Genomic DNA, 24,529 nt, shown 5'->3' with positions numbered 1-24,529 from the left:
ATGAGGTACCGCCACGCCGACGTCGCACTGGCCGTCAAGCGCCTGCAGCATCGCCATCACCGCGCGCTGAGTCAGGCGCTGCAGCCACTCGGGCTGTCGCTCGTGCAGTGGGACACCTTGCGGCACTTGGCGAATCACCCGGAGGCGTCGCTGCACGACCTTGCCGTGCTGACCTTCCAGACCGACCAGTCCTTCGGCACGCTGGCCGCGCGGATGGTCGAGCGCGGCCTGATCGAGCGGGTGCCGGGGCCGGGTCGCGCGGTGCGGCATCGGCTTACGGAGGAGGGCTCTGAGCTGCGGGCGGCGGGGCAGGAACTGGCGGACGTCGTGGTGAAGAAGTCGTTCAGCCGGCTTTCGGCGGCTCAGCTCAACGAGCTGGGTGCGTTGCTGGATGTCGCGCTGGAGGAGGATCCGGCGTAACCGGTCAGGCGGTCGGCTAGGGCGCGCATCTGGTCGCGGAGTGCGTCCGGCCGCTCGATGACGAACGGCCGGTCGAGTGCGGCGAGGCGCGGCGGGATCCAGTCGAGGCGTTCGGCCCGGATTCGCGCGCGGACCCACGGGTCGTCGGCTTCCAGAATGGCGATGGACGGCGGGAACATCGCGCGGATTTCTTCTGCGGTCGCGCGGATCCGCACTGCTACCTCGTGCTGGTGCGGTGCTTCGGCGATGCCGGTGAGCACCTGGTGGGCGGGGTCGAAATCCGTTGGGGCGCTGAAGGTTCCGTCCTGCGGCTCGGCCCGCTCGATGCGGTCGACGCGGAACGTGCGCACCTGTCCGGCATTTGAGTCGAAGCCGGTGAGATACCAACGGCCGGAATGTGCCACGACACCGTACGGCTCGACGACGCGTTCGCTGCTTCGGCCGTGCGCCGCTGTGTAGGCGAGTTTGACCGGACGCTGGTCGCGCGCTGCCTCGGCGACTGCGAGGAGTACCTCTGCCTCGGCGGTGAGCGCGGGGCGAGCGGGCGTGGTGAAGTCGGCGACCTCCAGCAACGCGTCGAGCCGGCGGCCGAGCGCCTCGGGCAGCACCCGGCGGACCTTCGCGACCGCGCTTTCCGCCGCCGCGACCGACGTGGTGACCAGCCCGGCGCGCCGTCCCGCGACCAGCCCCAGCAGCACCGCGAGCGCCTCCTCGTCGGTGAGCATCAGCGGCGGCATCCGGTAACCGGGGGCGAGCCGGTACCCGCCGTAGCGGCCGCGCACGGAGCGGACCGGGATGTCGAGGTCGAGCAGGTGCTCGACGTACCGGCGAACGGTGCGTTCGTCCACGTCCAGCCGCCCGGCGAGTTCGGCGACGGTCCGGGTGCCGCCGCCCTGCAGGATTTCCAGCAGCGCCAGCACGCGTGCGATCGGCCGGGTCATGCGGAGAATTCTCGCAATACCGGGCGGATCCTGTCCACTATTGCTTCTAGCGTGGCCACTGAGCAACCAGAAAGGAATGTGGCCGTGCAGTTGACTTCTGTCCGCATCATCACCGGTGACGTCGACCGTTTGACGTCCTTCTACGAGCAGGTGACCGGTCTCGTGGCGAGCCGTCCGGCGAAGCAGTTCGCCGAGTTCGTCGGCGCGACGGCGACGCTGGCGATCGGAGCCGCCGAGACGATGGCGCTGTTCAGCGCGGGTGCGGCGGTGCCGGAGGAGAACCGGACCGTCATCCTGGAATTCCAGGTCGAGGACGTCGACCGGGAGTTCGCGCGGCTGCGGCCGCTGCTCGCTGAGGTCGTGCAGGAGCCGACGACGATGCCGTGGGGCAACCGTTCGCTGCTGTTCCGCGACCCGGACGGCAACCTCGTCAACCTGTTCGCGCCGCAGACCGAGGAGGCCCGCGCCCGGCTCGCCAGGTGACGGGAAATCGGCTCGCCCGACCGCCCGGAGACCGGCCAGGATCACCGCATGACACGTGCGCTTCTGCTGGACCGCTTCCGCTGGGTCGACGGACATGCCGACCTCTGGCCGGTTTTCCGGGACGGCGCGGCGTTCGCCGAGGTGGTCAAGGCACTGGCCGACCCGTTCCGGGACGCGGGGGTGACCGCGGTGTGCGGGATCGAATCGCGCGGCTTCCTGCTCGGCGGGGCCGTCGCGCTGGAACTGGGCGTCGGGTTCGCCGCGGTCCGGAAGGCAGCCGGGCTGTTTCCCGGCGAGAAGCTGACCCGCGAAACGGACCCGGACTACCGGGGCTTCCGGCATGTCCTGCGGATGCAGCGGTCGGCGCTGTCGCCGGGCGATCGGCTGGTGCTGGTGGACGACTGGATCGAGACGGGCAGCCAGGCTTCGGCGGTGCGCGACCTGGTGCGCGAGGCGGGCGCTGAGCTGGTCGGCTGCGCGGTGCTGGTCGATCAGCTCGACCCGGCGCTGCGTTCGCGCTTCGGGCGGGTGCATTCGTTGCTGGCCAAGGACGAACTGCCGGAGGAGTGACTACCGCTGGGGCAGCAGTTCCGGCGGCAGGCCGTTCGTTTCCTTGCTGCCGCGGAGGATCTGCGCCCGTCCGGCACCGGGCCAGCTGTTGACCCAGCTCGAGCCGAGGATTCCCTTGGCCTGCTTCTTCAAGGGTGCCAGCAGCCGCGCGCTTTCGCGGTACGTACCCGTCGAGGAGCCGGTCTGGACGAGGCTCGCGAGGGAGAGCGTGACCGGCACCCCGTCGGCGGACCAGTCGTGGCCCAGGACGGCGTCGGCGAGGGCCGTGATGTCCTCGATGCCGCATACGACCAGGAAATCGTCGCCGCCGACGTGGCCGACGGTGACGTCGCCGAGCCGCCGGGCGTGGTCGGTCAGCGCTCGGCCGATGGCGCGGATGAGGTCGTCGCCCGCGGCGAACCCGGCGGTGTCGTTGAGCCGTTTGAAGTGGTCGATGTCCAGCCAGGCCACGACGAACGGCCGTCCGGCTCCGGCCCGGCGGGCGACGTCCTGGGCGATCGCGTCGCTGCCGGGCAGCCGGGTGAGCGGGTTGAGCGCGACCGCGGCCTCGACCTTCACCGCGGCCATCCGGCGCATCACCTCGTTCGGCCGCACCACGCCCTGGTACCGGCCGGACGCGTCGGTCACGACGAGGTCGTCGCCGCTGTTCTCGGCCCCGCCGTCGGCGATGAGCTCGAGCAGTTCGCGGGTGCCGGTGTCGATCCGGACCAGCCGCGGCGGCCCGGCCAGTTTCGCGGCGGGTTTCCCGGAGTACAGCGCGTGCCCGTACCGGCCGGTCACCGCGAGCAGGAAGCGCATCCGGTCGATCGTCCACTGTGGACGCGCTTGCTGGTCGAGCCCGACGATGGCCTTCGGCGCGTGTTCGGCGGACAGGATCGCGTGAACGTCGTCGCACGTCGCGTCATCCGGCAGGGTTTTGGCCTGGCGGAGGAATTCGGGGATCCGCAGTCCGGCGGCGGGCGAGACGGCCGCGGTGCCCGGCTGATCGCCGCGTTCGGCGGCGGGCAGCACTCGCTCGGGGGCGGCGGTGGCGAACAGATTCCCTTGCACCAGCCGGATTCCCGAGCGCCGGGCGAGGTCGAGTTCCGCGTCGTTCTCGATTCCCGTCGCGACGAGCCGCAGGTCGGTTTGCGCGGCGAACTGCACCAGGGCCTCGACGAGCGCGACCGTCGCCGCGTTCGCCGGGAGCCGGCGCAGCGTCGCGCGGTCCAGTTTGATCATCTCGATCGGCGCTTCGGCGAGCAGGTTCATCGGCAGGCCCGCCGCGCCGAGCCGGTCGAAGGCCAGCCGGAAGCCCAGGTCGCGCAGCCGGTGCAGGCCTCGCAGCAGGGTGCCCGGATTCGGGAGGGCGAGCGGGGCGGTGACCTCCAAGACGACGTCGGCTGGTCGGCGGCCGGTGCGTTCCAGGGTCTGGAGCAGCGGGATGAACCGCTCGGCGGGCGCGCCGGCGGTGCTGGCGCTCAGGTTGAGGTGCAGCGACACCCCGGTCGCGTTCGGCGGGACCACCGCGGCCGCGCGGGCGGCGAGGTCGAGGTCGGCGTCGATCAGCTGCGCCTGGTCGCCCGCCGCGTCGAGAAGGTCCGGGACCCAGCCGGCGCCCGGATGCCCGACCGCTTCGACTGCGACCGCCGAGCCGCTGTAGAGGCTGTACAGCGGCTCGAAAGCGAAACGAACCTGGTCGGCGGGGGCGAGCACACGCAGATCCTCGCCTGGAACGCACGGATCTCCATGAAACCGTTATCTTCCGTTGACCTGCCCGGGCGGCGGCCGAACCGGAAAACTCTTCGGGATCGACTGCTGTGCTTGGGATTCGCGCGCGCCGGGGACAAACCCTCGGTATGGCCCGTGACCACCATCACAAATCGGCTACGAACCACGTGTGACCAGGCGTGATGGCTCGACCACGAGCGATGCGCTAGCCCCGGGTGCCGGTGATGTACCGAAGGTCGCCCATGCGGAGATCGTCGTCCTGAAGCGGCGGCAGGCCGTTGGCCGCGAGCATTTCCCGGACCGTGCTTCCGCGCACCGTCCAGCCGAGCCCGCTCAGGTACGGAGCCGCTTCGTTGCGCTCGCCGAAGTAGCGCAGCCGCGTCATGTCGGTGTCGAAACCCTCGCCGCGCCACTGTTCGGAGATGCGGTCGAGGCGTTCCTTCGTCTTGTCCTCGTCGCCGGGACGCGGGTTGGGCCGGTTTTCGGTGGCGACCCGGCTTCCCGGCGCGCTGAGTTCGGTGATGGTGTCCAGCAAGCGATCCTGCGCTTCGGGCGGCAGGTATCCCAGCAGGCCTTCGGCGCTCCACGCGGTCGGCTGGGCCGGGTCGAAACCGGCGGCGCGCAGGGCAGCGGGCCAGTCGTCGCGCAGGTCGACGGCGACCGCCCGCCGGTCTGCGGTGGGCTCGGCGCCAAGGCGGGCCAGGGTGCGGGCCTTGAACTCGACCACTGGTTCCTGGTCGAGTTCGTACACCACGGTTCCGTCGGGCCAGGGCAGCCGGTAGGAGCGGGAGTCCAAACCGGACGCCAGGATCACCGCCTGTGCGATGCCCGCGGCGGACGCGTCGAGGAAGAACTCGTCGTAGAACTTGCCGCGGATCTTGGCCGCGTCGATCCAGATCTGCCCGACCAACGCGCCCGACTCTGCCTCGCCGGACGCCAGTTTGGCCAGCAGGTCGACGCCGACCGCCTGCACGAGCGGTTCGGCGAAGCGGTCCGAGAACAGTGTGCTGTCCTCGCGGGTCGCGATCGCCCGCGCCGCCGCGGCCATCGTCGCGGTCGCGCCGACGCTGGACGCCAGGTCCCAGGTGTCTCCGTCGTGCCGGGAAGAAGTCATTGGCCGCAACCTACTCCGATCCCCGACACCGTGTCGCACAGTCCGCCGGGTTTCTTCCGTCGCCGCGTCGGAGCGCCCGGGCCGGCGTGCTGCGTAACGTGCCGGGCATGACGGCTGCGGCGCGGTTGCTGGAAACCTTGGCGCAGTGGGGAGTCGAGCACGTCTTCTGCTGCCCCGGCACCAGTGAGATACCAGTGCTCGACGCTCTTGTCGCCCGCCGCGGCGGACCCGAGTTCGTGCTGACCACCCACGAGGCGATCTCGGTGTCCATGGCCGATGGCTACGCGCGCGCCTCCGGCCGGATCGGCGTCGCCTACCTGCACACGAACGTCGGGGTCGCGAATGGCTTGGCGCATCTGTACGCGGCGCAGGTCGCGCGCAGCAGCGTCGCGATTCTCGCGGGGATCAAGGGAACGGCGACGCTCCCGCACCGCGCGTTGACGACTTCGCCGCGGTTGCTCGAAACGGCCGCGCCGTATGTGGGTCATGCCTGGCAGAACCTCCGCGCCGAGGACCTGCTTGAAGATGTCAGTCGGACGCTGTGGCATACCACGGTCGTTCCGGAGCAACCGGCGATTCTCACCATCCCACAAGACCATCTGGCCGCTGAACCCGGTGTCGCGCCTCCAGTCCGCCGGGGTGCGCGGCAGGGCCCGGCCGCGGAGGCGGTCTGGCACGCGAGCGCGTTGCTCGACGCGGCGCGACGACCGGTGATCGTCGCGGGATCGGACGTCGCCCGGCGCAGGGCCGAGACGGACTTGGCGCGGTTGGCGGAGCGGCTCGGCGCGCCGGTGTTCGTGGAGTCCCGCCGCGACCTCGAACGATGGTCCTTCCGCACGGATCATCCGCTGTACGCCGGATTGTTCGAGCCTCGCGCGCCGATGCTGGCGGAAGCGGACCTGCTGGTGCTGGCGGGCATGCCGACCCCGCTGGAGTTCTCGGCGGAGGTCGCGGCGCTGCCGTCCGGCGTCCCGATCCTGCATCTCTCCGAGGACGCTGCCGAGCCCGGCCGTCGGTATGTCCCAGCCGGGGCGGTGGTCGGCGATACCGCGGCGGCGTTACGCGGATTGGCCGACGGAGGCCGCGCGCCTTCCCGGAGCGAATGGCCTGCCCGGGTGCTCCAGGACAGCGAAAACCGGCGCGCTCGCTGGGCAGCCGAAGTGCCGTTGGATGGGGAATTCAGCGCCGCGGTGGCGATGCGCACCGTCGCCGACGTTATCGGCGGGGAACGTCTGCTGGTCCTCGACGCGGTCACCTCGACGCTGCCGTTGCTGCGGTTTCTGCGGCGCACGCGGGCGGATTCGCTGTTCGCCACCGCGAGCGGTTCGCTCGGCTGGGGAATGGGTGCCGCGGCAGGTGTGGCGATGGCGCGACGCGAGCGCGTGCTCGCGGTGGTCGGCGACGGCGTGGTCCAGTTCGGCGTGCCCGCGTTCTGGACCGTGGCACGCTACCGGCTGCCGGTGACATATCTCGTGGTGAACAACGGAAAGTACCAAGCCGTGGTCGCCGGGATGCGGAACAGCAGCGGTGAGCGAGAGGAGTACCCGCTCACCGACATCAGCGGGGTGGAGATCGCCGCGCTGGCGACGTCGTTCGGCATCAAAGCGACGACGGTCGACGGAGCCGCCGGGTTGCGCGCCGCGCTCGCCGAGGACCCGGGGCCGGAGGCCGGACCCCGGTTGATCGAGGTCCGCGTGAACGACCAGCTGTGGCAGTAGCTTCCGACACCGTGTCCAGTCGCGCGCGCCGGATTTGCGTCGCCGAGGCGATGAAGCGAGGGCTCGCGCCGACCTAGCATCGCGGCGATCTCCGCACCCGCACCAGGATTGGCAGGCGACGCACATGGCCCTGTGGGATCTCAGCGAGGCAGACGGGCATATCTACTCCGGCGGCTGGCGTACCGGAGGCGGAGGCACGCAACCGGTGGTCTCGCCGGGCGACGGCGGGAAGGTAGGTCTGGCAGGCATCGCCGACCAGCACGACGTCGAGCGGGCCGGAGCACGTGCCGCGCAAGCGCAGGCGGAGTGGAGCCGCGCGTCGTACCGCGAGCGGGCCGACGTCCTCACCCGGGCCGCGGACGCGTTGCGCGACCTCCGCACCGACGTCGAGGACGTGCTCGTGCGCGAAAGCGGCTCGCTGCCCGCGAAGGCGAAGCACGAGGTCGACAAAGCGATCGACGAGCTGATCGCCGCGGCCGGACTGGTCACGATGTCGCAGGGCGATCTTCTGCCGGTGGAAGACCCGGCGACGCTGGGGCTGGCCCGGCGGATCCCGGTCGGCGTCGTCGGGGTGATCGCGCCCTGGAACGCGCCGTTGATGCTCGCCATGCGCTCGGTCGCCCCGGCGCTCGCGCTGGGCAATGCGGTGCTGGTCAAGCCGGACGTGAAGACCGCGTTCTCCGGCGGTGCGGTGCTCGCGCACATCTTCGAACAAGCCGGTCTGCCCGACGGCGTGCTGCACGTCCTGCCCGGCGGCGCGGCGACCGGCGAGGCGGTGGTGCGTTCGCCGCACACGAACGCGATCTCGTTCACCGGATCGTCCGCCGCCGGCCGCCGGGTCGGCGAGATCGCTGGCGGTCTGCTGAAACGGGTGGTGCTCGAACTCGGCGGCAACAACGCGTTCATCGTGCTGGCGGACGCGGATCTCGACCGCGCGGTGGCCGGTGGCGCCGGTGGAACTTTCCGGCATCAAGGCCAGATCTGCATGGCGACCGGACGGCATCTGGTCCACGAAAGCGTCGCCGACGAATACGTCGCGCGGCTCAAAGCGGCGGCGGAGAAACTGCGGCTCGGCGACCCGAAAGCACCCGGGACGACGCTCGGCCCGCTGATCACCACCGCGCAGGCCGAGCGGGTGCACGGCATCGTCGAGGCCGCGGTCGCCGACGGCGCGCAGGTCGTGCACGGGGCCACGCACGACGGCGCGTTCTACCAGCCGACCGTGCTCGACGGCGTGACAGTTGACAATGCAGCTTTCCGAAGTGAGATCTTTGGCCCAGTGGCACCGGTAACCCGCTTCTCGACCGAGGAGGAATCGCTCGAACTGGCCAACGCCACCGAATACGGCCTGTCCGCGGCGATCCACAGCCGCGACGTCGCGCGCGCCCTGGGTTTCGCCTCTCGCTTGCGCGCCGGGATGGTCGCGCTCAACGGCCAGACCATCTACGACGCCGCGCACATCCCGATGGGCGGCCTCGGCGCGTCCGGCAACGGCGGACGGCACGGCGGGCATTGGAATCTGGACGAGTTCACCTACTGGCAATGGGTGACGGTTCCGACGATCCAGTCCTGAGCGGTTCCGACACCGCGTCGGACTTTCCTACACGGTGTCGGACGCCCTCGGCGGAGATTCCCGCAGCGGACCGATTCTTCGGCACCGCGATTTCCGTAGCTTCGAATCGTCGCCCGGTGCGGGCCCGTCACAGACAAAGGAGTCGGAGTACATGGACATTTCCGGTGCCACCGGGGCGCTCACCGGCGAGCAGTACACAAAGAGCCTGAACGACGGCCGCGAGGCCTGGCTCGACGGCAAGCGCATCGAGAACGTCGCGGAGCACCCGGCGCTCAAGCCGACCGTCGACGAGTTCGCCCGGCTGCTGGACCTGCGGTTCGCCACTCCGGAGGGGCGGGCGGCGACCCTATTCAAGTCCGAGGAGACCGGCAACGAGGTCAGCTACGCGTTTTCGCTGCCGAAGACGCGGGAGGAATTGCGCGCCAAATTCGCCGCGTCGGAATGGTGGATGCGGGAAAGCCTCGGTCAGCTCGGCCGTTCGCCCGACTTCATGTCGAATGTCGCCGCCGGTCTCGCCGATTACGCCGACGAACTCGACCAGAACCGCGAAGGGTTCGGCCAGAACGCCCGGGATTACCGCCGGTTCGCGATGGAGCACGACCTCGTCCTGACCCACGCGCTCGGCGATCCGCAGATCGACCGCAGCGCCAGCCCGCTCGACGACCCGGACCTCGCGCTGCGCGTGGTGGAGGAGCGCGAGGACGGCATCATCCTGCGCGGTGCCAAGCAACTCGCCACCCTCGCACCGTTCTCCCACGAGGTGCTGGTGTACCTCAACGGCGTCACCGCAGCGCGCGGAGCGGAAGACTTCGTCATCTGGTTCGCGCTGCCGATGAACACGCCGGGCCTCAAGATCCTGCTGCGCGAACCGCTCGGCGCGGCCGACAGCGGGCACTCGCATCCGCTCGGGAACCGGTACGACGAGCAGGACGCGATGCTGTTCTTCGACGACGTCTTCCTGCCGCGCGAACGCATCTTCCTGCTCGGCGACTCCCTGCGCGCGCTCAAGGGCCTCGGCCGGATCAACGTGTGGAGCCTGCAGAGCACGCACATCCGCTTCCTCGCCCGGATGAAGTTCTTCACCTCGGTCGCGAAGAAACTCGCGCACTCCATCGGCGTGGACACCTTCCGCGGCATCCAGGAGCAACTGGGCGAACTCATCTCCTACGTCCAGACGCTCGAACTGGCGATCAAGGGCGCCGAGGCGGACGCCGTCGTGACGCCGGGCGGGCACCTCGCCCCGAGCAATACCAACGGCGTCGGCTTCTGGTCGGCTGACATCTCAGCGCGGATGGTTCAGATCTTGCGCCAGGTCGCCGCGTCCGGGCTCATCATGCAGCCGACCGAAGCGGACCTGGCCAACCCGGAACTGCGTCCGTTCCTGGACCTCTACATGCGGGGCCACGACATCGGCGCGGCCGAGAAGGCGCGGCTGTTCCGGCTCGGCTGGGAACTCGCCGGCTCGAGTTTCGGGATGCGCCAGGAACTGTACGAGTACCTGCACCGCGGCGACCCCGGCGCGGGCCGCACCCGCCTGCTGCGCTTCTACGACACGTCGGCGACGGACGCGCGCGTCGACGAACTCATCAGCAAGCCGCTCGTCTGAGACGCAAGGAGCATCCCGTGATCATCGACGTCCACGGCCACATGTCCGCGCCGGACGCCTACTACGCCTGGAAAGCCTCGCTGCTCTCGCACCGCGGCGCGCACGGCGGCAAACCCCCGGCCATCAGCGACGACGCGCTCGCCGCCGCGTATCACCACCCGCACCCGAGCTTCGGCGACATCTCGCATCTCGCGCACCTCGACGGCGCCGGGATCGACCTGCAGATGATCTCGCCCCGCCCGTTCCAGATGATGCACAGTGAACGGCCGGCGAAGCTCGTGCAGTGGTTCACCGAGGAGACCAACAACCTCATCCACCGCGCGACCGAGCTGTTCCCCGGCCGGTTCAAAGGCGTCGCCGGGCTGCCGCAAAGCCCGGATCTGACGCCGCGGGACTGGACCGCCGAGCTGCGCCGCACAGTGACCGAACTCGGCTTCGTCGGCGCGATGCTCAATACCGACCCCTACGAAGGCACGGAAACCCCGCTCGCGCTCGGCGACCGGTACTGGTACCCGGTGTACGAGGTGCTGTGCGAACTCGACGTCCCGGTGCTGCTGCACGCGGCCGGGTGCAAGCCGCCCGCGCGCGAGCCGTACAGCCTGCACTTCATCCAGGAAGAAACGGTCGCCGTGTGGAGCCTCGTGAACTCCACCGTGCTGAAGGATTTCCCCGATCTGAAGGTGATCGTCTCGCACGGCGGCGGCGCGATTCCGTACCAGGTGGGCCGGTTCCTGCCGTCGGTGGTGCGCACCGGAGTGTCCTATCTGGACAAACTGCGCCGGCTGCATTTCGACTCGTGCCTCTACACCCAGGACAGCCTGGAACTGCTGATGAAGGTCGTCGGCACCGACCGGGTGCTGTTCGGCTCGGAAAAACCGGGCACCGGCTCGCAGATCGACCCCGAGACCGGGCGCTGGTTCGACGACATCCACCTGCTCATCGACGACATCGCCTGGCTCGGCGAAAAGGAGCGCGCCGACGTCCTCGAGAACAACGCCCGCGCGCTCTTCCAGCTCTGAGGGGGAGATCATGACCGAGATCGTCGCCGGGATCGGCACCTCGCACGGACCGCAGCTGAAGGCGCCACCGCCGCAGGCCTGGGATACCAGAGGCACCGCGGACCGCGCCAGCAAAGGGCTGAAGTTCCGCGGCGAGACCTACAGTTACGAGGAACTGCGCGAGCTGCGGGAGGACTTCTCCCACGAGATCACTCCCGAGGTGATGGCGCGTCGCTGGGAAAGCTGCCAGCGGTCGATGGACCGGCTCGCGGACTTCATCCGCACCCAGGACGTCGACGTCCTCGTCATCGTTTCCAGCGACCACAAGGAAACCTACGGCGACGAATGGCTCGCCCCGTTCTCGGTGTTCTGGGGCGACGAGGTCGCGCACGTGCCGTTCACCCAGGCCCAGCTCGACGCGATGGCCCCCGGCCTGGCCGAGGCGGCGACCGGCGACGTCCCGGACCGCACGATCATGCGGCCCACGCACCGCGCGCTCGGCAAGCACATCATCCAGTCCACCCAGGCCGAGAATTTCGACACCGGCGCCACCGAGGTGATCCCGGCCGGACGGTATGAGAACCACACCATCCCGCACGGCTTCGGGTTCATCTACCAGCGATTCCTCGGGCAGGAGTCGACGCTGCCGATGGTGCCGATCTTCATCAACACCTTCTGGGAGCCGAATCCGCCGGGCGCGAAGCGCTGCTACGACTTCGGGCGCGCGGTGGGCCGGGCGATCCGGTCGTTCCCCGGGGACCTGCGGGTCGGCGTCGTCGCTTCGGGCGGGCTCAGCCACTTCGTGATCGACGAGAAGCTGGACCAGGAGTTTCTCGAGGCGCTGCGGAACCACGATGCCGACTACCTCTCGTCCGTTCCGGCTGCCGAGATGCGGTCCGGCGCGTCGGAGCTGCGGAACTGGATCGCGGTCGCCGGGATCGCCGACGAGGCCGGTCTCGCCGTGACGAGCGTGGACTACGAGCCGTGCTACCGGACGGAAGCCGGTACCGGCAACGCGATGGGTTTCCTTACCTGGGAACGGAAGTGAGCATGTCTCCCGAAGAGATCATCACCGCGCTGCGCGGGCTCGACAGCTGCGCGGTCTCCGACGCACTGGACACGCTCGGCCTGCCCGGCGCGGTCACCGCATTGAAACCGATGTGGCCCGTCGGCACCGTTCTGGCTGGCCGCGTGCGCACGGTCACCGCCGCGCCCAAAGCGACTGCGGGACCGGCGACGCACATCGCCACTCCGCTGGTCGGGATCACCGAGCCGGACGACGTCGTGGTGATCGACAACCACGGCCGCACGGACGTGTCCTGCTGGGGCGGTCTGCTCGCCGAGGCCGCGGTCCGGCGCGGCGTGGCTGGCGTCATCGTGGACGGTGCCTGCCGCGACGTCCAGGAGAGCGAAGCGCTGAAGCTCCCGGTTTTCGCGCGCACGGCCGTTCCGGTCAGTGCGCGGGGCCGAATCGTGCAGGCCGCGATGGATGAGCGGATCCAGATCGCTGGTATCTCAGTTGCCCCGCAAGACTTTGTGCTCGCGGACGTGAACGGCGTCGTCTTCGTCGCCGCGGGAGACGCCGAGCGCGTTGTCGAACTCGCGCAGCGGATCGCTGATCGGGAAGCCCGCATGGCGGAGGCGGTCCGGTCCGGCCGTGACGTGCAGGAAGTCATGCACGATTCCCAATTCCCCTCAGTCACTGTGGAGCAGCGCTGATGTCTCTCCTCGACCGCTTCTCCGCGCTCGGCACCGCGACGGTGTCCGACGCCCTCGACAAGCTCAAGCGCCCGGGCAGCCTACTCGGGCTCGCCCCGCTCGCGGACGGACAGTGCATGGTCGGCCGCGCGTTCACCGTGCGCTACGTCAGCGCGCAGGTCCCGGCCGGCACTGTCGGCGACTTCATCGACCAGGTCGAACCGGGGCAGGTGATCGTGCTCGACAACGACGGCCGGGTCGACTGCACGGTGTGGGGCGACATCCTGACCGCAGTAGCGCACCAGCGTGGTATCTCAGGCACGGTCATTGAAGGCGTCTGCCGCGACACGCACCGTGCGCTCTCCATCGGCTACCCGATCTACAGCCGCGGTCGCTTCATGCGCACCGGCAAGGACCGGGTCGAGGTGGCCGAGGAACGCGGGCCGGTGACCATCGGCGGCGTGACGGTGCGCCACGGCGACATCCTGCTCGGCGACTCGGACGGAGTCGTGGCGATCCCGCGGGATTGCGAGGACGACGTGCTGGAGGTCGCCGAGATGATCCAGGCGCGGGAGGAAGCGATCCTCACCGCTGCGCTCGGCGGCGCGACGATCGCCGAAGCACGCGCGAAGTACGGCTACCACGACCTGCAGCGGGCGGACGCATGACCACGTTGGCGGAAGACACCAAGGAACTGCTGACGCTCGGTACAGCCACGCTGTACGAGGCTTCCGGTCTCGACTGCTTCCTGGACCCCGCGTTCCGGCCAGCCTGGGACGGTGCGCAGATGGTCGGCCGCGCGGTGCCGGTGTCGGCGCAGCTCGGCGACAACCTCGCACTGCACCACGGCATTGAAGCAGCTGGACCGGGTGACGTGCTCGTCGTCGACGCTGGTGGCGCGCCGTTCGGGTACTGGGGCGAGGTGATGGCGGTCGCGGCGCAGGCACGTGGCATCAACGGCCTGGTGATCGACGGCGGCGTCCGCGACACCCAGCAGCTCGCGTCGCTCGGGTTCCCGGCGTTCAGCACGGCGATCTCGATCCGCGGCACGATCAAGAACTGGCCGGGAACCGTCGGCCGCCCGATCACGTTGCGCGGCCGGGTGGTGCGCCGAGGCGACGTCGTCGTGGCCGACCGGGACGGGATCGTCGTGTTCCCGGCGGAGGAGTACGACCGGGTTCTCGCCGCGTCCCGGGCTCGTGCCGAGAAAGAAGCGTCCTATCTGGACCGTCTTCGCGCCGGAGAGACCACTTTGGACGTCTACGACTTCCGCCAGCTCGGCGTTCCGGACGAGACGAGGTGAATCCCATGACCTCCGACCAGCAACGGATCGACAGTTTCCGCCAGGCCGCCGGACGGTTCGCTTCCGGGGTCACGGTGGTGACGACCGCGCTCGACGGGCACCTTTACGGGATCACCGCGACCTCGTTCGTTTCCCTTTCGCTGAATCCGCTTTTGGTGACGGTCTCGATCAATTCGCACAGTCCGATCCTTGACGAGATCCGCGCGAGCGGGGTCTTCGCGATCAACGTGCTCGGCCGTCATCAGCAGGACGTCTCCGCGTGTTTCGCGCGACGTGGACGCGGCCGGAGCAAGGAACGGTTCGACGAGGTCGAGACGCACACCGAGGCCACCGGCGCGCCAGTCGTCACCGGCGCGCTGAGCTGGTTCGACTGCACGGTGCACACGATGCTCGGCGGCGGTGACCACATCATTCTCGTCGGCGAAGTCGTTTCCGCGGGCGGTGGAACCGGGCAGCCGTTGCTGTACTGGTCCGGCGAATACCGTGAACTCAGCACGGCGGAAGAAGCCGAGGCGGACATCGGCCGGATCGCGGATTCGCTGTCCATTCAACTGCATTTGCACGGGATGCGAACCGAACAGCTGCTGGAAGCGCAGCACGCGGTCGAACCCGCTGCCGCCGCGCTCGCCGCGCGTGCCGCGGCTGACGACCAAGTCGCGCAATTGCGAGCGCTGGTCGAGGAATCGGAGAAACACGTCCACGACGCCAGCCGCTACAACCCGCTGTCGCTGGAATTCCATGCGCGGCTCGGTTTGCTCAGCGGGAATCCGGCGATCGCGGCGTCGGTCGGTGCGTTGAACCGTCCTCGGGAGAGTGTGTATGCCGTGCACACCAACGCTGAACGGGCTTCCCGTGCTGTCGACGCGCACCGCCGCATCCTTCAGGCCATTGAGGACCGTGACGAGGATGCGGCCCGCCGGTTGATGACCGAGCACCTTGGCGTGGTGGCACAAGGAATGCCGTGCTGAACGGAGAAACCATGGACGCAGACGTCCTCATCGTCGGCGCGGGTCCGGTCGGGCTGGTCGCCGCTTTAGACCTCAGCAGCCGCGGCGTGTCGGTGATTGTCGTCGAGGAACGGGAGTTCCTGGAACCGCCGAACGTCAAGTGCAACCACGTCGCCTCGCGCACCATGGAGAGTTTCCGGCGGCTCGGGATCGCGGCCGAGGTGCGCGCCGCCGGGTTGCCGCGCGACTACCCGCAGGACGTCGCGTTCCGGACCTCGCTGACCGGACGGGAACTGTCGCGCATCCCGATCCCGGCGAGCGGGGAGCGGTACACCTCCCGCGTCGGCCCCGACACGAGCTGGGCGACGCCGGAACCGCCGCACCGGATCAACCAGACGTTCCTGGAACCGATCCTCGCCCGGAACGCCGCTGCCGCACCCGGCGTGAACCTGCTCAACCGCACCCGGTTCCACTCGGTGAACCAGGACGAATCGTCCGTCTCGGCAGTCGTGTCCGACGGTTCGGGTGAACGCACCCTGCGCGCTCGGTACTTCATCGGCGCGGACGGCGGCCGTTCAGCGGTGCGCAAGCAGATCGGCGCGAAGCTCAGCGGTGATCCGGTGCTCCAACACGTGCAGTCCACCTGCATTCGCGCGCCGAAGCTGTACTCGCTGATGTCCGCCGACGAACCGCGGGCGTGGGGCTACTACACGTTCAACTCACGCCGCGTCGGGCACGTGTATGCGATCGACGGCACGGAAACCTTCCTTGTGCACACCTACCTTGCGTCGGAAGACGAGGCGGTCGACCGAGACGAAGCGATCCGCGCGATCCTCGGTGTGGACGAGTCGTTCGAGTACGAGGTCCTGTCCAAAGAGGACTGGGTCGCCCGCCGGCTGCTCGCCGACCGGTTCCGCGACCGGCGGGTGTTCCTCGCCGGCGACGCTTCGCACCTGTGGGTCCCGTTCGCCGGATTCGGGATGAACGCGGGCATCGCGGACGTGCTCAACCTGACCTGGCTGCTCGGCGCGCATCTCGCCGGCTGGGCGGAGGAAGGGATCCTGGCCGCCTACGAGGCCGAGCGACGGCCGATCACCGAACAGGTGTCGCACTTCGCGATGAACCACCAGCGGAAGCTCGCCCGCCCGGGACTTCCCGCCGAACTCGAAGACGACACCCCCGCCGGTGCGGTCGCACGTGCGTCGTTCGGTGCCGCGGTACGGGAGTTGAACGAGCCGCAGTTCGCCGCCGCAGGGCTGAATTACGGTTACGCGTACCACGATTCGCCGATCATCTCTTACGACGGCGAGGAAGCGCCCGGTTACACGATGGGCAGCTACACACCGTCCACTGTGCCCGGTTGCCGTGCCCCGCACTTCACGCTGGCGGACGGATCCTCGCTGTACGACCATTTCTCGCCCGGCTACACGGTGATTGCTAGGCAAGGAGTTGATATCTCAGTGCTGACCGGTGAAGCGGCACGGCGAGGTATCCCAATCGCGGCCGTTGAAGTGGACACGCTCCCGGACGAATATGTTTGCCCCCTCACGGTAGTGCGTCAGGATCAAACCGTGGTGTGGCGAGGTGCTCCGCCTGACCGGGCGGCTGCGGCCGAGTTGTGGGAAAAGCTTCGCGGCGCTTGACCCCCGGCCCACAGTGAAGGCCTCCTCGAGGAAATCCCTCAAGGAGGCCTTCACTGGTTTCACCGGCGGATGATTTTGCTGGCTGCCATGGCTTTCAGGCCTTCTACGCCGAACTCCAGCCCGTAGCCGGACGACTTCGTGCCGCCGAAGGGGATCGCCGGATCGACGCCGCCGTGCTGGTTGATCCAGACGGTGCCCGCCTCCAGTCGCTGCGCCACCGCGTCGACCTCGTTCGCGTCCGCACCCCACACCGAAGCGCCCAGCCCCTGGTCGGTGCCGTTAGCGCGGCGCACCGCGGCGTCCACTTCGGAGTACCGGATCACCGGCAGCACCGGTCCGAACTGCTCCTCGTCGACGACCGCGGCACCGTCCTCGACGTCCGCGATGATCGTCGGCCGGTAGAACAGTGGCCCCAGTTCCGTCGCCGGGGTGCCACCGGTGACGACGCGGGCGCCGCGTGCCCGGGCCTCCTCGACCAGTCGGGAGACGATCTCGAACTGCGCGGGATTCTGCACCGGCCCGAGCCGGTTCGCTTTGTCCTGCCCCGGTCCCATCGGTGCCTTCTCCGCGCGTTCGGCCAGCGCGGACACGACGTCGTCGTAGATCGATTCGTGCACGTAAAGCCGTTTGAGCGCGGCGCACACCTGGCCAGTGTTCATGAAGGCCGCCCAGAACAGCTTGTCCGCGACGGCGTCGACGTCCGTGCCGGGCAGCACGATCGCCGCGTCGTTCCCGCCCAGTTCCAGGGTGAGCCGGGCGAGGTTGCCTGCCGAGCTTTCGACGATCCGGCGGCCGGTCGCGGTCGAACCGGTGAACACGATCTTGGCGATCCGCGGATGCGCGGCCAGCGCGGCACCGACCTCGCGATCGCCGGAAACCGCGGTCAGCACGTCCGCGGGGAGGTGACGGCGGAAGATCTCCGCCAGCGCGAGCACGCTCAACGGCGTGTTCTCGGAAGGCTTCAGCACCACCGTGTTTCCCATGCGCAGCGCCGGCGCGACGTGCCACACCGCGATCATCACCGGGAAGTTCCACGGACCAATCGACGCTACGACGCCGAGCGGAACGTAATGCTGTTCCGCGCCGTCCGGCAGCGACTGCGGTTCGAGCACCGTGTCCGCCGCGGACCGGAGCCAGTGCGCGGCACCGTGCGCCTCGCCGGCACCACCGGCTTTGCCTTGCTCCGCAGTGATGATCTCGCCGAGTTCCTCGGCGTGCGCGTCGATGTCGTCCGCGATGACGTGCAGGATGCGCGACCGTTCAGCGTGTCCCAGCGCCGCCCAGGACGGTTGTGCCTCGGCCGCGGCGGCGATCGCGGCGTTGAGCTGGTCGACCGTGTGCACCGGTGCGTGGCCGACGACTTCCCGGGTCGCGGCGTCCAGGATCGGCCGTCCGCGGTCGTCGGCGACCGAGACGGTGGTCAGCAGTGCGTTCATGCGGGACCCTTCCGTAAAAGTTCACATTGAATATAGTCAATTGGACGCGGGGCGGCTAGCGAAGACCGGCCAGCGTCGCGATCCGCAGTCCCGCGTGGAGTTCGCGGCGCACCTTCCCGTCGGCGAGATCGACGTCGGCGACCGCGCGTACGCGATCCAGCCGGTAGTAGAGGGTGCTGCGGTGGACGTGCAGGGTCTGCGCGGTGCGCTGGGCGTCGCAGCCGCAGTCGAGGTAGGTCTCCAGGGTCTGCGCGAGGTCTGGCCCGGACTGCGCGTCGAGCAGCCGTCGTACGGCATCCGGGAGGTCTGAGATATCAAGGTCCTCGAGAGGGAGCTGCAGCAGCAGCCGGTCCAATCCCAACTCCGACCAGTGCGCCACGCAGCCGGCGTCGCCGCCGCGCAAGGCGATCCGGGCTTCCCGCAGGGACCGGTGTACACCGGACAGCGGCGCGTGCGCACCGCCGACCCCGGCGTGCAGGCCGGAGAAGGCGGGCTGCGCAAGGAGAGCTGACAGTCGTGCGGTGTCGATTTCGTAGGGCACCAGCAAGACAGCTTCGCTGCCGAGCACCGCGCCGACGGCTTTCAAGGTGGGGAAGACCGGGATGCTCGACAGCGCCCGGTCCAGTACGAGGCGGAGGGTTGCCGAACTGGGCTCGGCGCGCGGCGGGGTCGCGATCGAGATGACCGTGTAGTGCGGGACAGGGGAGAGCAGACCGCTGGCGAGCAGTTCGTCGGCGGCTCGGACGCGCTGGTCGTCGGTGCCTTCGAGGAGCGCGGCGAGCAGGCGTCGCGCGCGGTCCTCGTCTTCCCGGTTGCCGAGTGCCATCGCGGCCAGCAGCAATCCGATCTGCGCCCGGCGTTCGCGCAGCTCGTCGTCGTCCTCGTAAGCGGACTCGTCGTCCTCGGGGATCGTGGAGGAGAGGTAGCCGACGAGCCGTCCCTCGTGCCGGACCGGCGCGACGAGCCGGGACTGGCCGCCGTCGAGCGGCGGGATCCGGACCGGGTCCTGCGCCTGGCCCACCCGGTAGTCCCGGATGGACTCCCGGGCGCGCGAAGATCCTTTGTGGGACAAGATGATCGCCAGCCGGGCGTGGTCGACGTCCTGGTCGTGCACGCTGAACGCGATCACCGTGAAGTCGACGTCGAACACGATGATCGGCCGCCCGAGCCGGTCGGCGTAGGCCTGCACCTGTCCTTCGAGAGTCATGCTCGCCTCTTCCGTTGCCAGCTGCCCGAGATTTGATCTATATTCATTATAGACATTTGACGAGAGGGATCCGCATGGCACAGATGACAGGCGGTGACGCGCTCGCCAGCGCGCTCATCAGCGAGGGCGTCGACACGGTCTTCGGCATTCCCGGGGTCCAGCTGGACGGGCTCACCGACGGCATGTACCGCAAGCGCGACGAGCTGGAACTGGTCGTTCCGCGGCACGAGCAGGCGACCAGCTACATGGCGGACGGCTACTACCGCACTTCCGGCCGTCCCGGGGTGGCGATGGTCGTGCCGGGCCCTGGAGTGCTGAACGCCGGCGCTGGGATGGCAACGGCGTACGCCTGTTCGTCGCAGGTGATGCTGCTGGCGGGGACGATTCCGTCGCCGCTCGTGGGGTCCGGGCTCGGGGCGCTGCACGAGATTCCCCGGCAGACGGACACGGTTCAGGGGCTGACCAAGTGGTCGGCGCGGCCCAAGCGGGTCGAGGAGATCCCGGATCTGGTGCACGAGGGGTTCCGGCAGATGCGGACTGGACGGCCTCGTCCGGTCGCGCTGGAGCTGGGGCCGGATCTGTTGCACGCGGTCGCGGATCTCAACCCGGGGGAGCCGTTCGGGGTGCGGGAGCCGGAGGCACCGGAGCGGGACGTTGTCGAACTCGTGCGGCTGCTGGCGGCGTCCGAGCGGCCGGTGATCCATGTCGGCGGGGGGATGCGGGATCCGCGGGCGTTCAAGTTGCTGGCCCGGCTTGCTGAGCTGCTGGACGCGCCGGTGGTGATGAGCGAGAACGGGCGGGGGGCGATTGATGCTCGGGATCCGCATGCGTTGCCTGCCTTTGCTTTGTGGGAACTGCGGGCTACGGCGGATCTTGTGGTTTCGTTCGGTAGCCGGTTTCTGACGCCGTTTGGGCAGCAGTTGAATATTGGGGATGCTCGGCTGGCGTTGGTGAATATCGATGCGGCTGATCTTCGCGCGCCGCGCCGGCCGGATCTTGCGGTCAATGCTGATGCTGTTGCGGTGTTGGAGGCGTTGGTTGGGCGGCTGTCGCCTCGGGCTGGTTGGGGGGCTGAGCTGGTTCGGTTGCGGGAGAACTGTGCTGCGCGGATTCGGGCGCAGGCTGGGCCGCAGATGGAGTTCGTGGACGCTATTCGGGCTGTGTTGCCGGAGGACGGGGTTTTTGTCAATGAGCTGACGCAGATCGGGTATGTGTCTACGTACGGGTTTCCGGTGCAGGCGCCTCGGTCTTATGTGTGGCCTGGGTATCAGGGGACTCTCGGGTATGCGATGCCTACTGCGCTGGGGGCCGCGGTGGGGGCTGGGGGGCGGCCGGTGGTCGCGGTCACCGGGGATGGCGGGATCGGGTGGTCTTTGCAGGAGTTCGCTACTGCTAAGAAGTATGGGATTCCGTTGGTTACTGTGTTGTTTGAGGATTCTCGGTTTGGGAATGTTTGGCGGATTCAGCGGGATACTTACGGTGGGCGGTTTATTGGGTCTGAGTTGACTAATCCTGATTTTGAGCTGCTGACTCGGGCGTTTGGGCTGGATTTTGCGCTGGCTGAGGATGCTGGGGCGGTGGAGAAGCAGGTCGGGGCGGCTATTGCGGCGGGGCGGCCTGCGGTGGTTAAGGTGCCGGTGGGGGTGTTTCCTTCTCCTTGGCCGTTGATTCACGAGAAGCATTGAGGGATGGTTCGGGCCTCGTCGCCGGGCGGCGACATTGGCCTCTTGGTTGCGTGGGGCACCCCGAAGGTTGATTGTGCTGACGGTCTGGGGGTGCTTGTCAAGGCGGGAAAGATGCCTTGACAAGCACCCCCAGACCGCAGGGAGGCTTCGTATCGGGGTGCGGGGGAGGGGCTGGGTGCCTCGATGGGTGGGTGCACCGGTGCGGTTTTTAGGGTCGTAGGTGGCTTAGGGCTAGTGCTGTTAGTGCTGTTGCTTGGTCGCCGAGCACGTTGTCGTCGAAGATTGCGCGCGGGGAGTGGTTCATTTCTGCGGTGTCTGGGTCGATTCCTTCTGGTGTGGTGCCTAGGAAGATGAAGGCGCCTGGGACCTCGTTGAGTACCGCGGAGAAGCTTTCCGATGCCATGATCGGGTGTTCCAGTGGTACGGCTCGTTCTGTGCCGAACAGGTCGGCTAGCACGGTTAGCGCGTGTGTTGCTGCTTTCGGGTCGTTCGCGGTTACTGGGTAGACCGACCGGAACTCCGTCTCTGCTTGGCAGCCGAAGGCTGATGCGATTCCGGTTGCTAGTGAAGGTAGTTCGCGGGCCAGGATTTCTACGCTCTCTGCGGACAGTGCGCGGATCGTCGCGGCTAGTGTTGCCTCGTCTGGGATTGCGTTGATGATGTCGCTTGCCTGCATTTTGGTCACTGACAGCACAACTGGGTCGAAGACCGGGAACCGGCGGGTGACGTAGGTGTGCAGGGCCGAGATGATCTGGGCTGCGGCTGGGACTGGGTCCACCGCTTGGTGCGGTCGTGAGCCGTGGCCGCTGCGGCCCCGTACTCGGACCGTCAGGCTGCTGGCTCCGGCCATGATCGAGCCGGGGCGGGTGGTGAATACGCCGGAGCGGCCTGGCAGGACGTGAATGCCGTATGCGGCCTCGACGCCTGCGAGGATTCCCTCGTCGATCAGGCGTTGTGCGCCGCCGCCGGCTTCTTCGCCTGGTTCGAACATGAAGACAACCGAGCCGGCGATCTCGTCTCGGTGGGCGTTCAGGAGTTTTGCTGCGCCGACGAGTGCGGCTGTGTGCAGGTCGTGGCCGCAGGCGTGCATCAACCCGGGCGTCTGAGATGCGAACGGCAGGTCGGTTTCCTCCGTGACGCGCAGGGCGTCCATGTCTGCGCGCAAGAGGACCGAGGGGCCGGGGCGGGCACCGCGCAGTACTGCGACGATTGAGGTGAAGTCGGGTGGGCCTGGGGTTACTTCCAGGTCCAGTCCAGACAGTGCGGACAGTACGGTTCGCTGGGTGTGCGGGAGGGCGAACCCGGCTTCGGGGTGGGTGTGGAGGGTGCGGCGGAGTGCGACCAGTTCTGAGTGAAGGGCAGCGGGGGCGGAAACCGGCATGGGGGCTCCTTAGGCAACGGTGCGTGCCGCGCTGGTGACGCATGCGTCTAATGTCTACAATCAATATAGACGATGCCGGGTGTTCGGGGTTCCGGTGCGCCTCTAATCTGTCACTACGCGTGACCCGCGTCGGCGACGTCACCGGACCGAGTACTTCGGAGGACCCTTGCCGCAGATCACGAACACCGCCGCTGCCGTCCAGGTCGCTCGCGCGCTCGAGGACGAGATCGTCTCGGAGGGCTGGAGCGCCGGGCACTTCGTCGGGCGCCGTCAGGAGCTGATGGCGCGCTTCGGGGTCGCTCCGGCGACGTTGAGCGAGGCGATTCAACTGCTGCGCGCCCGCGGCATCGTCGATGCCAAGCCGGGGCCGGGCGGCGGGATCTTCGTCGCGACGCGTTCGCCCTTCACGCACCTGAGCGATCAGCTGCTCCAGCTGCGCGAGGGTAAGGCGACCGTGGAGAACTGCCTGCGCGTGCTGGACGCGCTCGACGGTTCGGTGCTGCACGACGCGGTCGAGAACGCTAGCGACGAGGACATCGCTGATATCTCAGCGTGCGCCGACACGTTGAAGGCGGCCTGGGATTCCGCCGAGGCTCCGACGGCGATCTGGGCGCTGCACGCGCGCATCGCGCAGGTGTCGCCGAACGAGCTTTTGCGCAGCCTGTATACGAATCTCGTCGACTACATCATTGCCGCGAAGCTCGAGGGCGTCACCGCGCCGACCACGAAGGAGCGGTTGCGCACGCACCTCGACTTCGCCGAGGCGGTCATGAAGCGCGACCACGAACTGGCGGAGTCGGCGATTTCGCGGCACCGCCGACCTGCCGTGGCAGCTCGGCCTTCCTGAGATCTTGATCCGGGCGAACTTGATGGATGTACACGCGCTCAGAATTATGTATATTCATTACAGTTAATCGTCCGGCTTGAGGAGGATGCATGCTGCTGGAGCTCCGCAGTGTGGTCGACCGCGTGCTCGCCGCCCCCGATCGCTCGTCCCGCGGTGCGCAGCCGCCGATCCGCTTGTCCCAGAACGAAATGCCGTGGGCACCCGCGGACGTCATCGTCGCCGCGATGACCGAAGCGGCCCGGAATGCCCACCGCTACCCCGATTACCACCGTGCCGCGGCACGCGCCGCGGTCGCCGAGGCGATGGGTCTGGACGCGGGGCGCATCGCGATCGACAACGGATCCGGCACGCTGCTGCACGCGCTCGCCCGCCTGGTCTGCGAACCCGGCGTGCACGGCGTGCGCCCGGCGCCGTCCTTCGAGGCGTACGCGGCGGCGCTTTCGCTCGCCGGCGCGGAGTCCACAGAGGTCGGTCTCGACGCGAACGGCGCGATGGATCTCGACGCGATGCTCGCCGCGGTCGGCCCGGAAACCCGCATTGTCTACCTCTGCAATCCCAACAACCCGACGGGCGGGCTGCGCGGGGTCGAGGATATCCGCGACTTCCTGAAAAGCGTCCCGTCGCGCGTGCTGGTTGTTGTCGACGAGGCGTACCGCGAGTTCGTGTCTGCCGAACCGGTGGACGCGACTGTCGGATTGCTCGACGAGTTCGAGAATCTCGTGCTGCTGCGGACACTGTCCAAAGCACACGGTTTGGCGGGCATCCGCGTCGGTTATGCCGCTGCCGCACCGCGGATCGCGGAGGCACTGCGCCGCACGTCTGTCGGCTTCGCGCTCAACAGCGTGGCCGAGGCAGCGGTCATCGCGGCGTTGAGCGCGGAAGGATTGGCTGTGGCGAAGGAAAGAACCGCCGTCATCGTCTCCGAACGCGCCCGGATCGAGGCCACGCTGACCGCGGCGAACGTCGCGTTCGTGCCGAGCCAGACGAATTTCCTTTTCCTGCCGGGAAACGCGGCCGACCTGCTGTCCCGTTTGGAGGCTCGCGGCGTGCTCGCGCGGCCGTTCCCGAAGGCGGGCGGGGCGCGCGTGACGATCGGGCTGCCCGAGGAAAACGACGCGGTGCTCGCCGCCCTGATCTGATCAGCGGTTTCCTCCGACACCGTGTCGGAGGAAACCGGAAGGACTTCGGAGAGCCGCTCGATGAGCCGCCGCACCCGAGTTCTTACGCTAACCGGCAGGACGGACGGAGC

General features: G+C 68.5%; 22 protein-coding genes. 16 read left to right on the top strand and 6 right to left on the bottom strand.

From position 1 onward, the window contains the following. Nucleotides 1-420, top strand: coding sequence for a MarR family winged helix-turn-helix transcriptional regulator (locus EIZ44_RS13215; protein WP_134664839.1), 420 nt, complete (start codon nt 1-3; stop codon nt 418-420). On the opposite strand, the gene EIZ44_RS13210 is transcribed toward EIZ44_RS13215, so the two are convergent. Next, nucleotides 363-1,361: a helix-turn-helix transcriptional regulator gene (locus EIZ44_RS13210; protein WP_134728799.1), complete on the bottom strand. Its 999-nt coding sequence runs from the start codon at nt 1,359-1,361 to the stop codon at nt 363-365. The two genes, EIZ44_RS13215 and EIZ44_RS13210, sit on opposite strands and share 58 nt — an antisense overlap. An 84-nt stretch (nt 1,362-1,445) precedes the next feature. Between EIZ44_RS13210 and EIZ44_RS13205 the strand changes: the two genes are divergently transcribed. Beyond that, the gene (locus EIZ44_RS13205; RefSeq protein ID WP_134664835.1) at nt 1,446-1,844 is read left to right on the top strand and encodes a VOC family protein; all 399 of its coding nucleotides are present in this window, start codon (nt 1,446-1,448) and stop codon (nt 1,842-1,844) included. 48 nt (nt 1,845-1,892) lie between these two features. Beyond that, entirely contained in the window at nt 1,893-2,414 is a 522-nt protein-coding gene (locus EIZ44_RS13200) for a phosphoribosyltransferase family protein (protein ID WP_134664833.1), read from the top strand. Here the strand turns inward: EIZ44_RS13200 and EIZ44_RS13195 are convergent, their stop codons facing one another. Beyond that, nucleotides 2,415-4,109, bottom strand: coding sequence for a bifunctional diguanylate cyclase/phosphodiesterase (locus tag EIZ44_RS13195; protein ID WP_167754110.1), 1,695 nt, complete (start codon nt 4,107-4,109; stop codon nt 2,415-2,417). Between the two features lie 220 nt (nt 4,110-4,329). Continuing rightward, nucleotides 4,330-5,238: an SAM-dependent methyltransferase gene (locus tag EIZ44_RS13190; RefSeq protein WP_134664829.1), complete on the bottom strand. Its 909-nt coding sequence runs from the start codon at nt 5,236-5,238 to the stop codon at nt 4,330-4,332. Nucleotides 5,239-5,345: 107 nt separating this feature from the next. On the opposite strand from EIZ44_RS13190, the gene EIZ44_RS13185 reads away from it, so the two are divergent. The 10 genes from EIZ44_RS13185 (at nt 5,346) to EIZ44_RS13140 (ending at nt 16,724) form a co-directional block, all read left to right on the top strand. Beyond that, nucleotides 5,346-6,956: a thiamine pyrophosphate-binding protein gene (locus tag EIZ44_RS13185; protein WP_134728796.1), complete on the top strand. Its 1,611-nt coding sequence runs from the start codon at nt 5,346-5,348 to the stop codon at nt 6,954-6,956. Nucleotides 6,957-7,080: 124 nt separating this feature from the next. After that, on the top strand, nt 7,081-8,529 hold the full coding sequence (locus tag EIZ44_RS13180) for an aldehyde dehydrogenase family protein (RefSeq protein WP_134664825.1): 1,449 nt from the start codon (nt 7,081-7,083) through the stop codon (nt 8,527-8,529). A gap of 151 nt (nt 8,530-8,680) precedes the next feature. Continuing rightward, nucleotides 8,681-10,135, top strand: a complete 1,455-nt coding sequence (locus EIZ44_RS13175) for a 4-hydroxyphenylacetate 3-hydroxylase family protein (protein ID WP_134728794.1) — start codon at nt 8,681-8,683, stop codon at nt 10,133-10,135. Nucleotides 10,136-10,152: 17 nt separating this feature from the next. Beyond that, nucleotides 10,153-11,154 carry an amidohydrolase family protein gene (locus tag EIZ44_RS13170; RefSeq protein WP_134664821.1) on the top strand — a complete coding sequence of 334 codons (1,002 nt, stop codon included), beginning with the start codon at nt 10,153-10,155 and terminating at the stop codon, nt 11,152-11,154. Nucleotides 11,155-11,164: 10 nt separating this feature from the next. Continuing rightward, complete coding sequence (locus tag EIZ44_RS13165) at nt 11,165-12,181, top strand: DODA-type extradiol aromatic ring-opening family dioxygenase (RefSeq protein ID WP_134728792.1); 1,017 nt, start codon at nt 11,165-11,167, stop codon at nt 12,179-12,181. A gap of 2 nt (nt 12,182-12,183) precedes the next feature. Then, nucleotides 12,184-12,852 carry an RraA family protein gene (locus tag EIZ44_RS13160; protein ID WP_037817900.1) on the top strand — a complete coding sequence of 223 codons (669 nt, stop codon included), beginning with the start codon at nt 12,184-12,186 and terminating at the stop codon, nt 12,850-12,852. Then, nucleotides 12,852-13,499 carry an RraA family protein gene (locus EIZ44_RS13155; RefSeq protein WP_037817901.1) on the top strand — a complete coding sequence of 216 codons (648 nt, stop codon included), beginning with the start codon at nt 12,852-12,854 and terminating at the stop codon, nt 13,497-13,499. Before EIZ44_RS13160 ends, EIZ44_RS13155 begins: the two co-directional genes overlap by 1 nt. Continuing rightward, nucleotides 13,496-14,134, top strand: a complete 639-nt coding sequence (locus EIZ44_RS13150) for a 4-carboxy-4-hydroxy-2-oxoadipate aldolase/oxaloacetate decarboxylase (protein WP_134728791.1) — start codon at nt 13,496-13,498, stop codon at nt 14,132-14,134. The genes EIZ44_RS13155 and EIZ44_RS13150 overlap by 4 nt, the downstream gene beginning before the upstream one ends. A 5-nt stretch (nt 14,135-14,139) precedes the next feature. Then, nucleotides 14,140-15,102 (top strand): flavin reductase, encoded by a 963-nt coding sequence (locus tag EIZ44_RS13145; RefSeq protein ID WP_134728790.1) that lies wholly within the window; start codon nt 14,140-14,142, stop codon nt 15,100-15,102. Between the two features lie 11 nt (nt 15,103-15,113). Then, nucleotides 15,114-16,724, top strand: a complete 1,611-nt coding sequence (locus tag EIZ44_RS13140; protein WP_240691285.1) for an FAD-dependent monooxygenase — start codon at nt 15,114-15,116, stop codon at nt 16,722-16,724. A 59-nt stretch (nt 16,725-16,783) separates the two neighbouring features. On the opposite strand, the gene EIZ44_RS13135 is transcribed toward EIZ44_RS13140, so the two are convergent. Continuing rightward, nucleotides 16,784-18,160 carry an aldehyde dehydrogenase family protein gene (locus EIZ44_RS13135; protein WP_134728787.1) on the bottom strand — a complete coding sequence of 459 codons (1,377 nt, stop codon included), beginning with the start codon at nt 18,158-18,160 and terminating at the stop codon, nt 16,784-16,786. A gap of 55 nt (nt 18,161-18,215) precedes the next feature. Then, on the bottom strand, nt 18,216-19,367 hold the full coding sequence (locus tag EIZ44_RS13130; RefSeq protein WP_205670031.1) for a PucR family transcriptional regulator: 1,152 nt from the start codon (nt 19,365-19,367) through the stop codon (nt 18,216-18,218). A 74-nt stretch (nt 19,368-19,441) separates the two neighbouring features. Between EIZ44_RS13130 and EIZ44_RS13125 the strand changes: the two genes are divergently transcribed. Continuing rightward, the gene (locus EIZ44_RS13125) at nt 19,442-21,052 is read left to right on the top strand and encodes a thiamine pyrophosphate-binding protein (RefSeq protein WP_134664807.1); all 1,611 of its coding nucleotides are present in this window, start codon (nt 19,442-19,444) and stop codon (nt 21,050-21,052) included. A gap of 208 nt (nt 21,053-21,260) precedes the next feature. On the opposite strand, the gene EIZ44_RS13120 is transcribed toward EIZ44_RS13125, so the two are convergent. Further along, nucleotides 21,261-22,433 carry a M20 metallopeptidase family protein gene (locus tag EIZ44_RS13120; protein WP_134728785.1) on the bottom strand — a complete coding sequence of 391 codons (1,173 nt, stop codon included), beginning with the start codon at nt 22,431-22,433 and terminating at the stop codon, nt 21,261-21,263. Nucleotides 22,434-22,599: 166 nt separating this feature from the next. Here EIZ44_RS13120 and EIZ44_RS13115 point away from each other — a divergent pair, with 166 nt between their 5' ends. Next, complete coding sequence (locus tag EIZ44_RS13115) at nt 22,600-23,280, top strand: FadR/GntR family transcriptional regulator (RefSeq protein WP_037817913.1); 681 nt, start codon at nt 22,600-22,602, stop codon at nt 23,278-23,280. Nucleotides 23,281-23,369: 89 nt separating this feature from the next. Next, on the top strand, nt 23,370-24,419 hold the full coding sequence (locus tag EIZ44_RS13110; protein ID WP_037817914.1) for a pyridoxal phosphate-dependent aminotransferase: 1,050 nt from the start codon (nt 23,370-23,372) through the stop codon (nt 24,417-24,419). Nucleotides 24,420-24,529: the final 110 nt, after the last annotated feature.

This window comes from Amycolatopsis nivea, assembly GCF_004522235.1.
Classification (GTDB): Bacteria; Actinomycetota; Actinomycetes; order Mycobacteriales; family Pseudonocardiaceae; genus Amycolatopsis; species Amycolatopsis nivea.
Note: the sequence above shows the minus strand (reverse complement) of the source record. Positions and strands in the feature narration are given on the sequence as shown.

Excerpts from the sequence above, each read along its gene's own strand:
- EIZ44_RS13145 (WP_134728790.1), top strand. The coding sequence starts at position 14,140 with ATGACCTCCGACCAGCAACGGATCGACAGTTTCCGCCAGGCCGCCGGA.
- EIZ44_RS13165 (WP_134728792.1), top strand. The coding sequence starts at position 11,165 with ATGACCGAGATCGTCGCCGGGATCGGCACCTCGCACGGACCGCAGCTG.
- EIZ44_RS13175 (WP_134728794.1), top strand. The coding sequence starts at position 8,681 with ATGGACATTTCCGGTGCCACCGGGGCGCTCACCGGCGAGCAGTACACA.
- EIZ44_RS13215 (WP_134664839.1), top strand. The coding sequence starts at position 1 with ATGAGGTACCGCCACGCCGACGTCGCACTGGCCGTCAAGCGCCTGCAG.
- EIZ44_RS13160 (WP_037817900.1), top strand. The coding sequence starts at position 12,184 with ATGTCTCCCGAAGAGATCATCACCGCGCTGCGCGGGCTCGACAGCTGC.
- EIZ44_RS13185 (WP_134728796.1), top strand. The coding sequence starts at position 5,346 with ATGACGGCTGCGGCGCGGTTGCTGGAAACCTTGGCGCAGTGGGGAGTC.
- EIZ44_RS13210 (WP_134728799.1), bottom strand. The coding sequence starts at position 1,361 with ATGACCCGGCCGATCGCACGCGTGCTGGCGCTGCTGGAAATCCTGCAG.
- EIZ44_RS13135 (WP_134728787.1), bottom strand. The coding sequence starts at position 18,160 with ATGAACGCACTGCTGACCACCGTCTCGGTCGCCGACGACCGCGGACGG.
- EIZ44_RS13180 (WP_134664825.1), top strand. The coding sequence starts at position 7,081 with ATGGCCCTGTGGGATCTCAGCGAGGCAGACGGGCATATCTACTCCGGC.
- EIZ44_RS13200 (WP_134664833.1), top strand. The coding sequence starts at position 1,893 with ATGACACGTGCGCTTCTGCTGGACCGCTTCCGCTGGGTCGACGGACAT.
- EIZ44_RS13140 (WP_240691285.1), top strand. The coding sequence starts at position 15,114 with ATGGACGCAGACGTCCTCATCGTCGGCGCGGGTCCGGTCGGGCTGGTC.
- EIZ44_RS13125 (WP_134664807.1), top strand. The coding sequence starts at position 19,442 with ATGGCACAGATGACAGGCGGTGACGCGCTCGCCAGCGCGCTCATCAGC.
- EIZ44_RS13190 (WP_134664829.1), bottom strand. The coding sequence starts at position 5,238 with ATGACTTCTTCCCGGCACGACGGAGACACCTGGGACCTGGCGTCCAGC.
- EIZ44_RS13120 (WP_134728785.1), bottom strand. The coding sequence starts at position 22,433 with ATGCCGGTTTCCGCCCCCGCTGCCCTTCACTCAGAACTGGTCGCACTC.
- EIZ44_RS13150 (WP_134728791.1), top strand. The coding sequence starts at position 13,496 with ATGACCACGTTGGCGGAAGACACCAAGGAACTGCTGACGCTCGGTACA.
- EIZ44_RS13110 (WP_037817914.1), top strand. The coding sequence starts at position 23,370 with ATGCTGCTGGAGCTCCGCAGTGTGGTCGACCGCGTGCTCGCCGCCCCC.
- EIZ44_RS13155 (WP_037817901.1), top strand. The coding sequence starts at position 12,852 with ATGTCTCTCCTCGACCGCTTCTCCGCGCTCGGCACCGCGACGGTGTCC.
- EIZ44_RS13130 (WP_205670031.1), bottom strand. The coding sequence starts at position 19,367 with ATGACTCTCGAAGGACAGGTGCAGGCCTACGCCGACCGGCTCGGGCGG.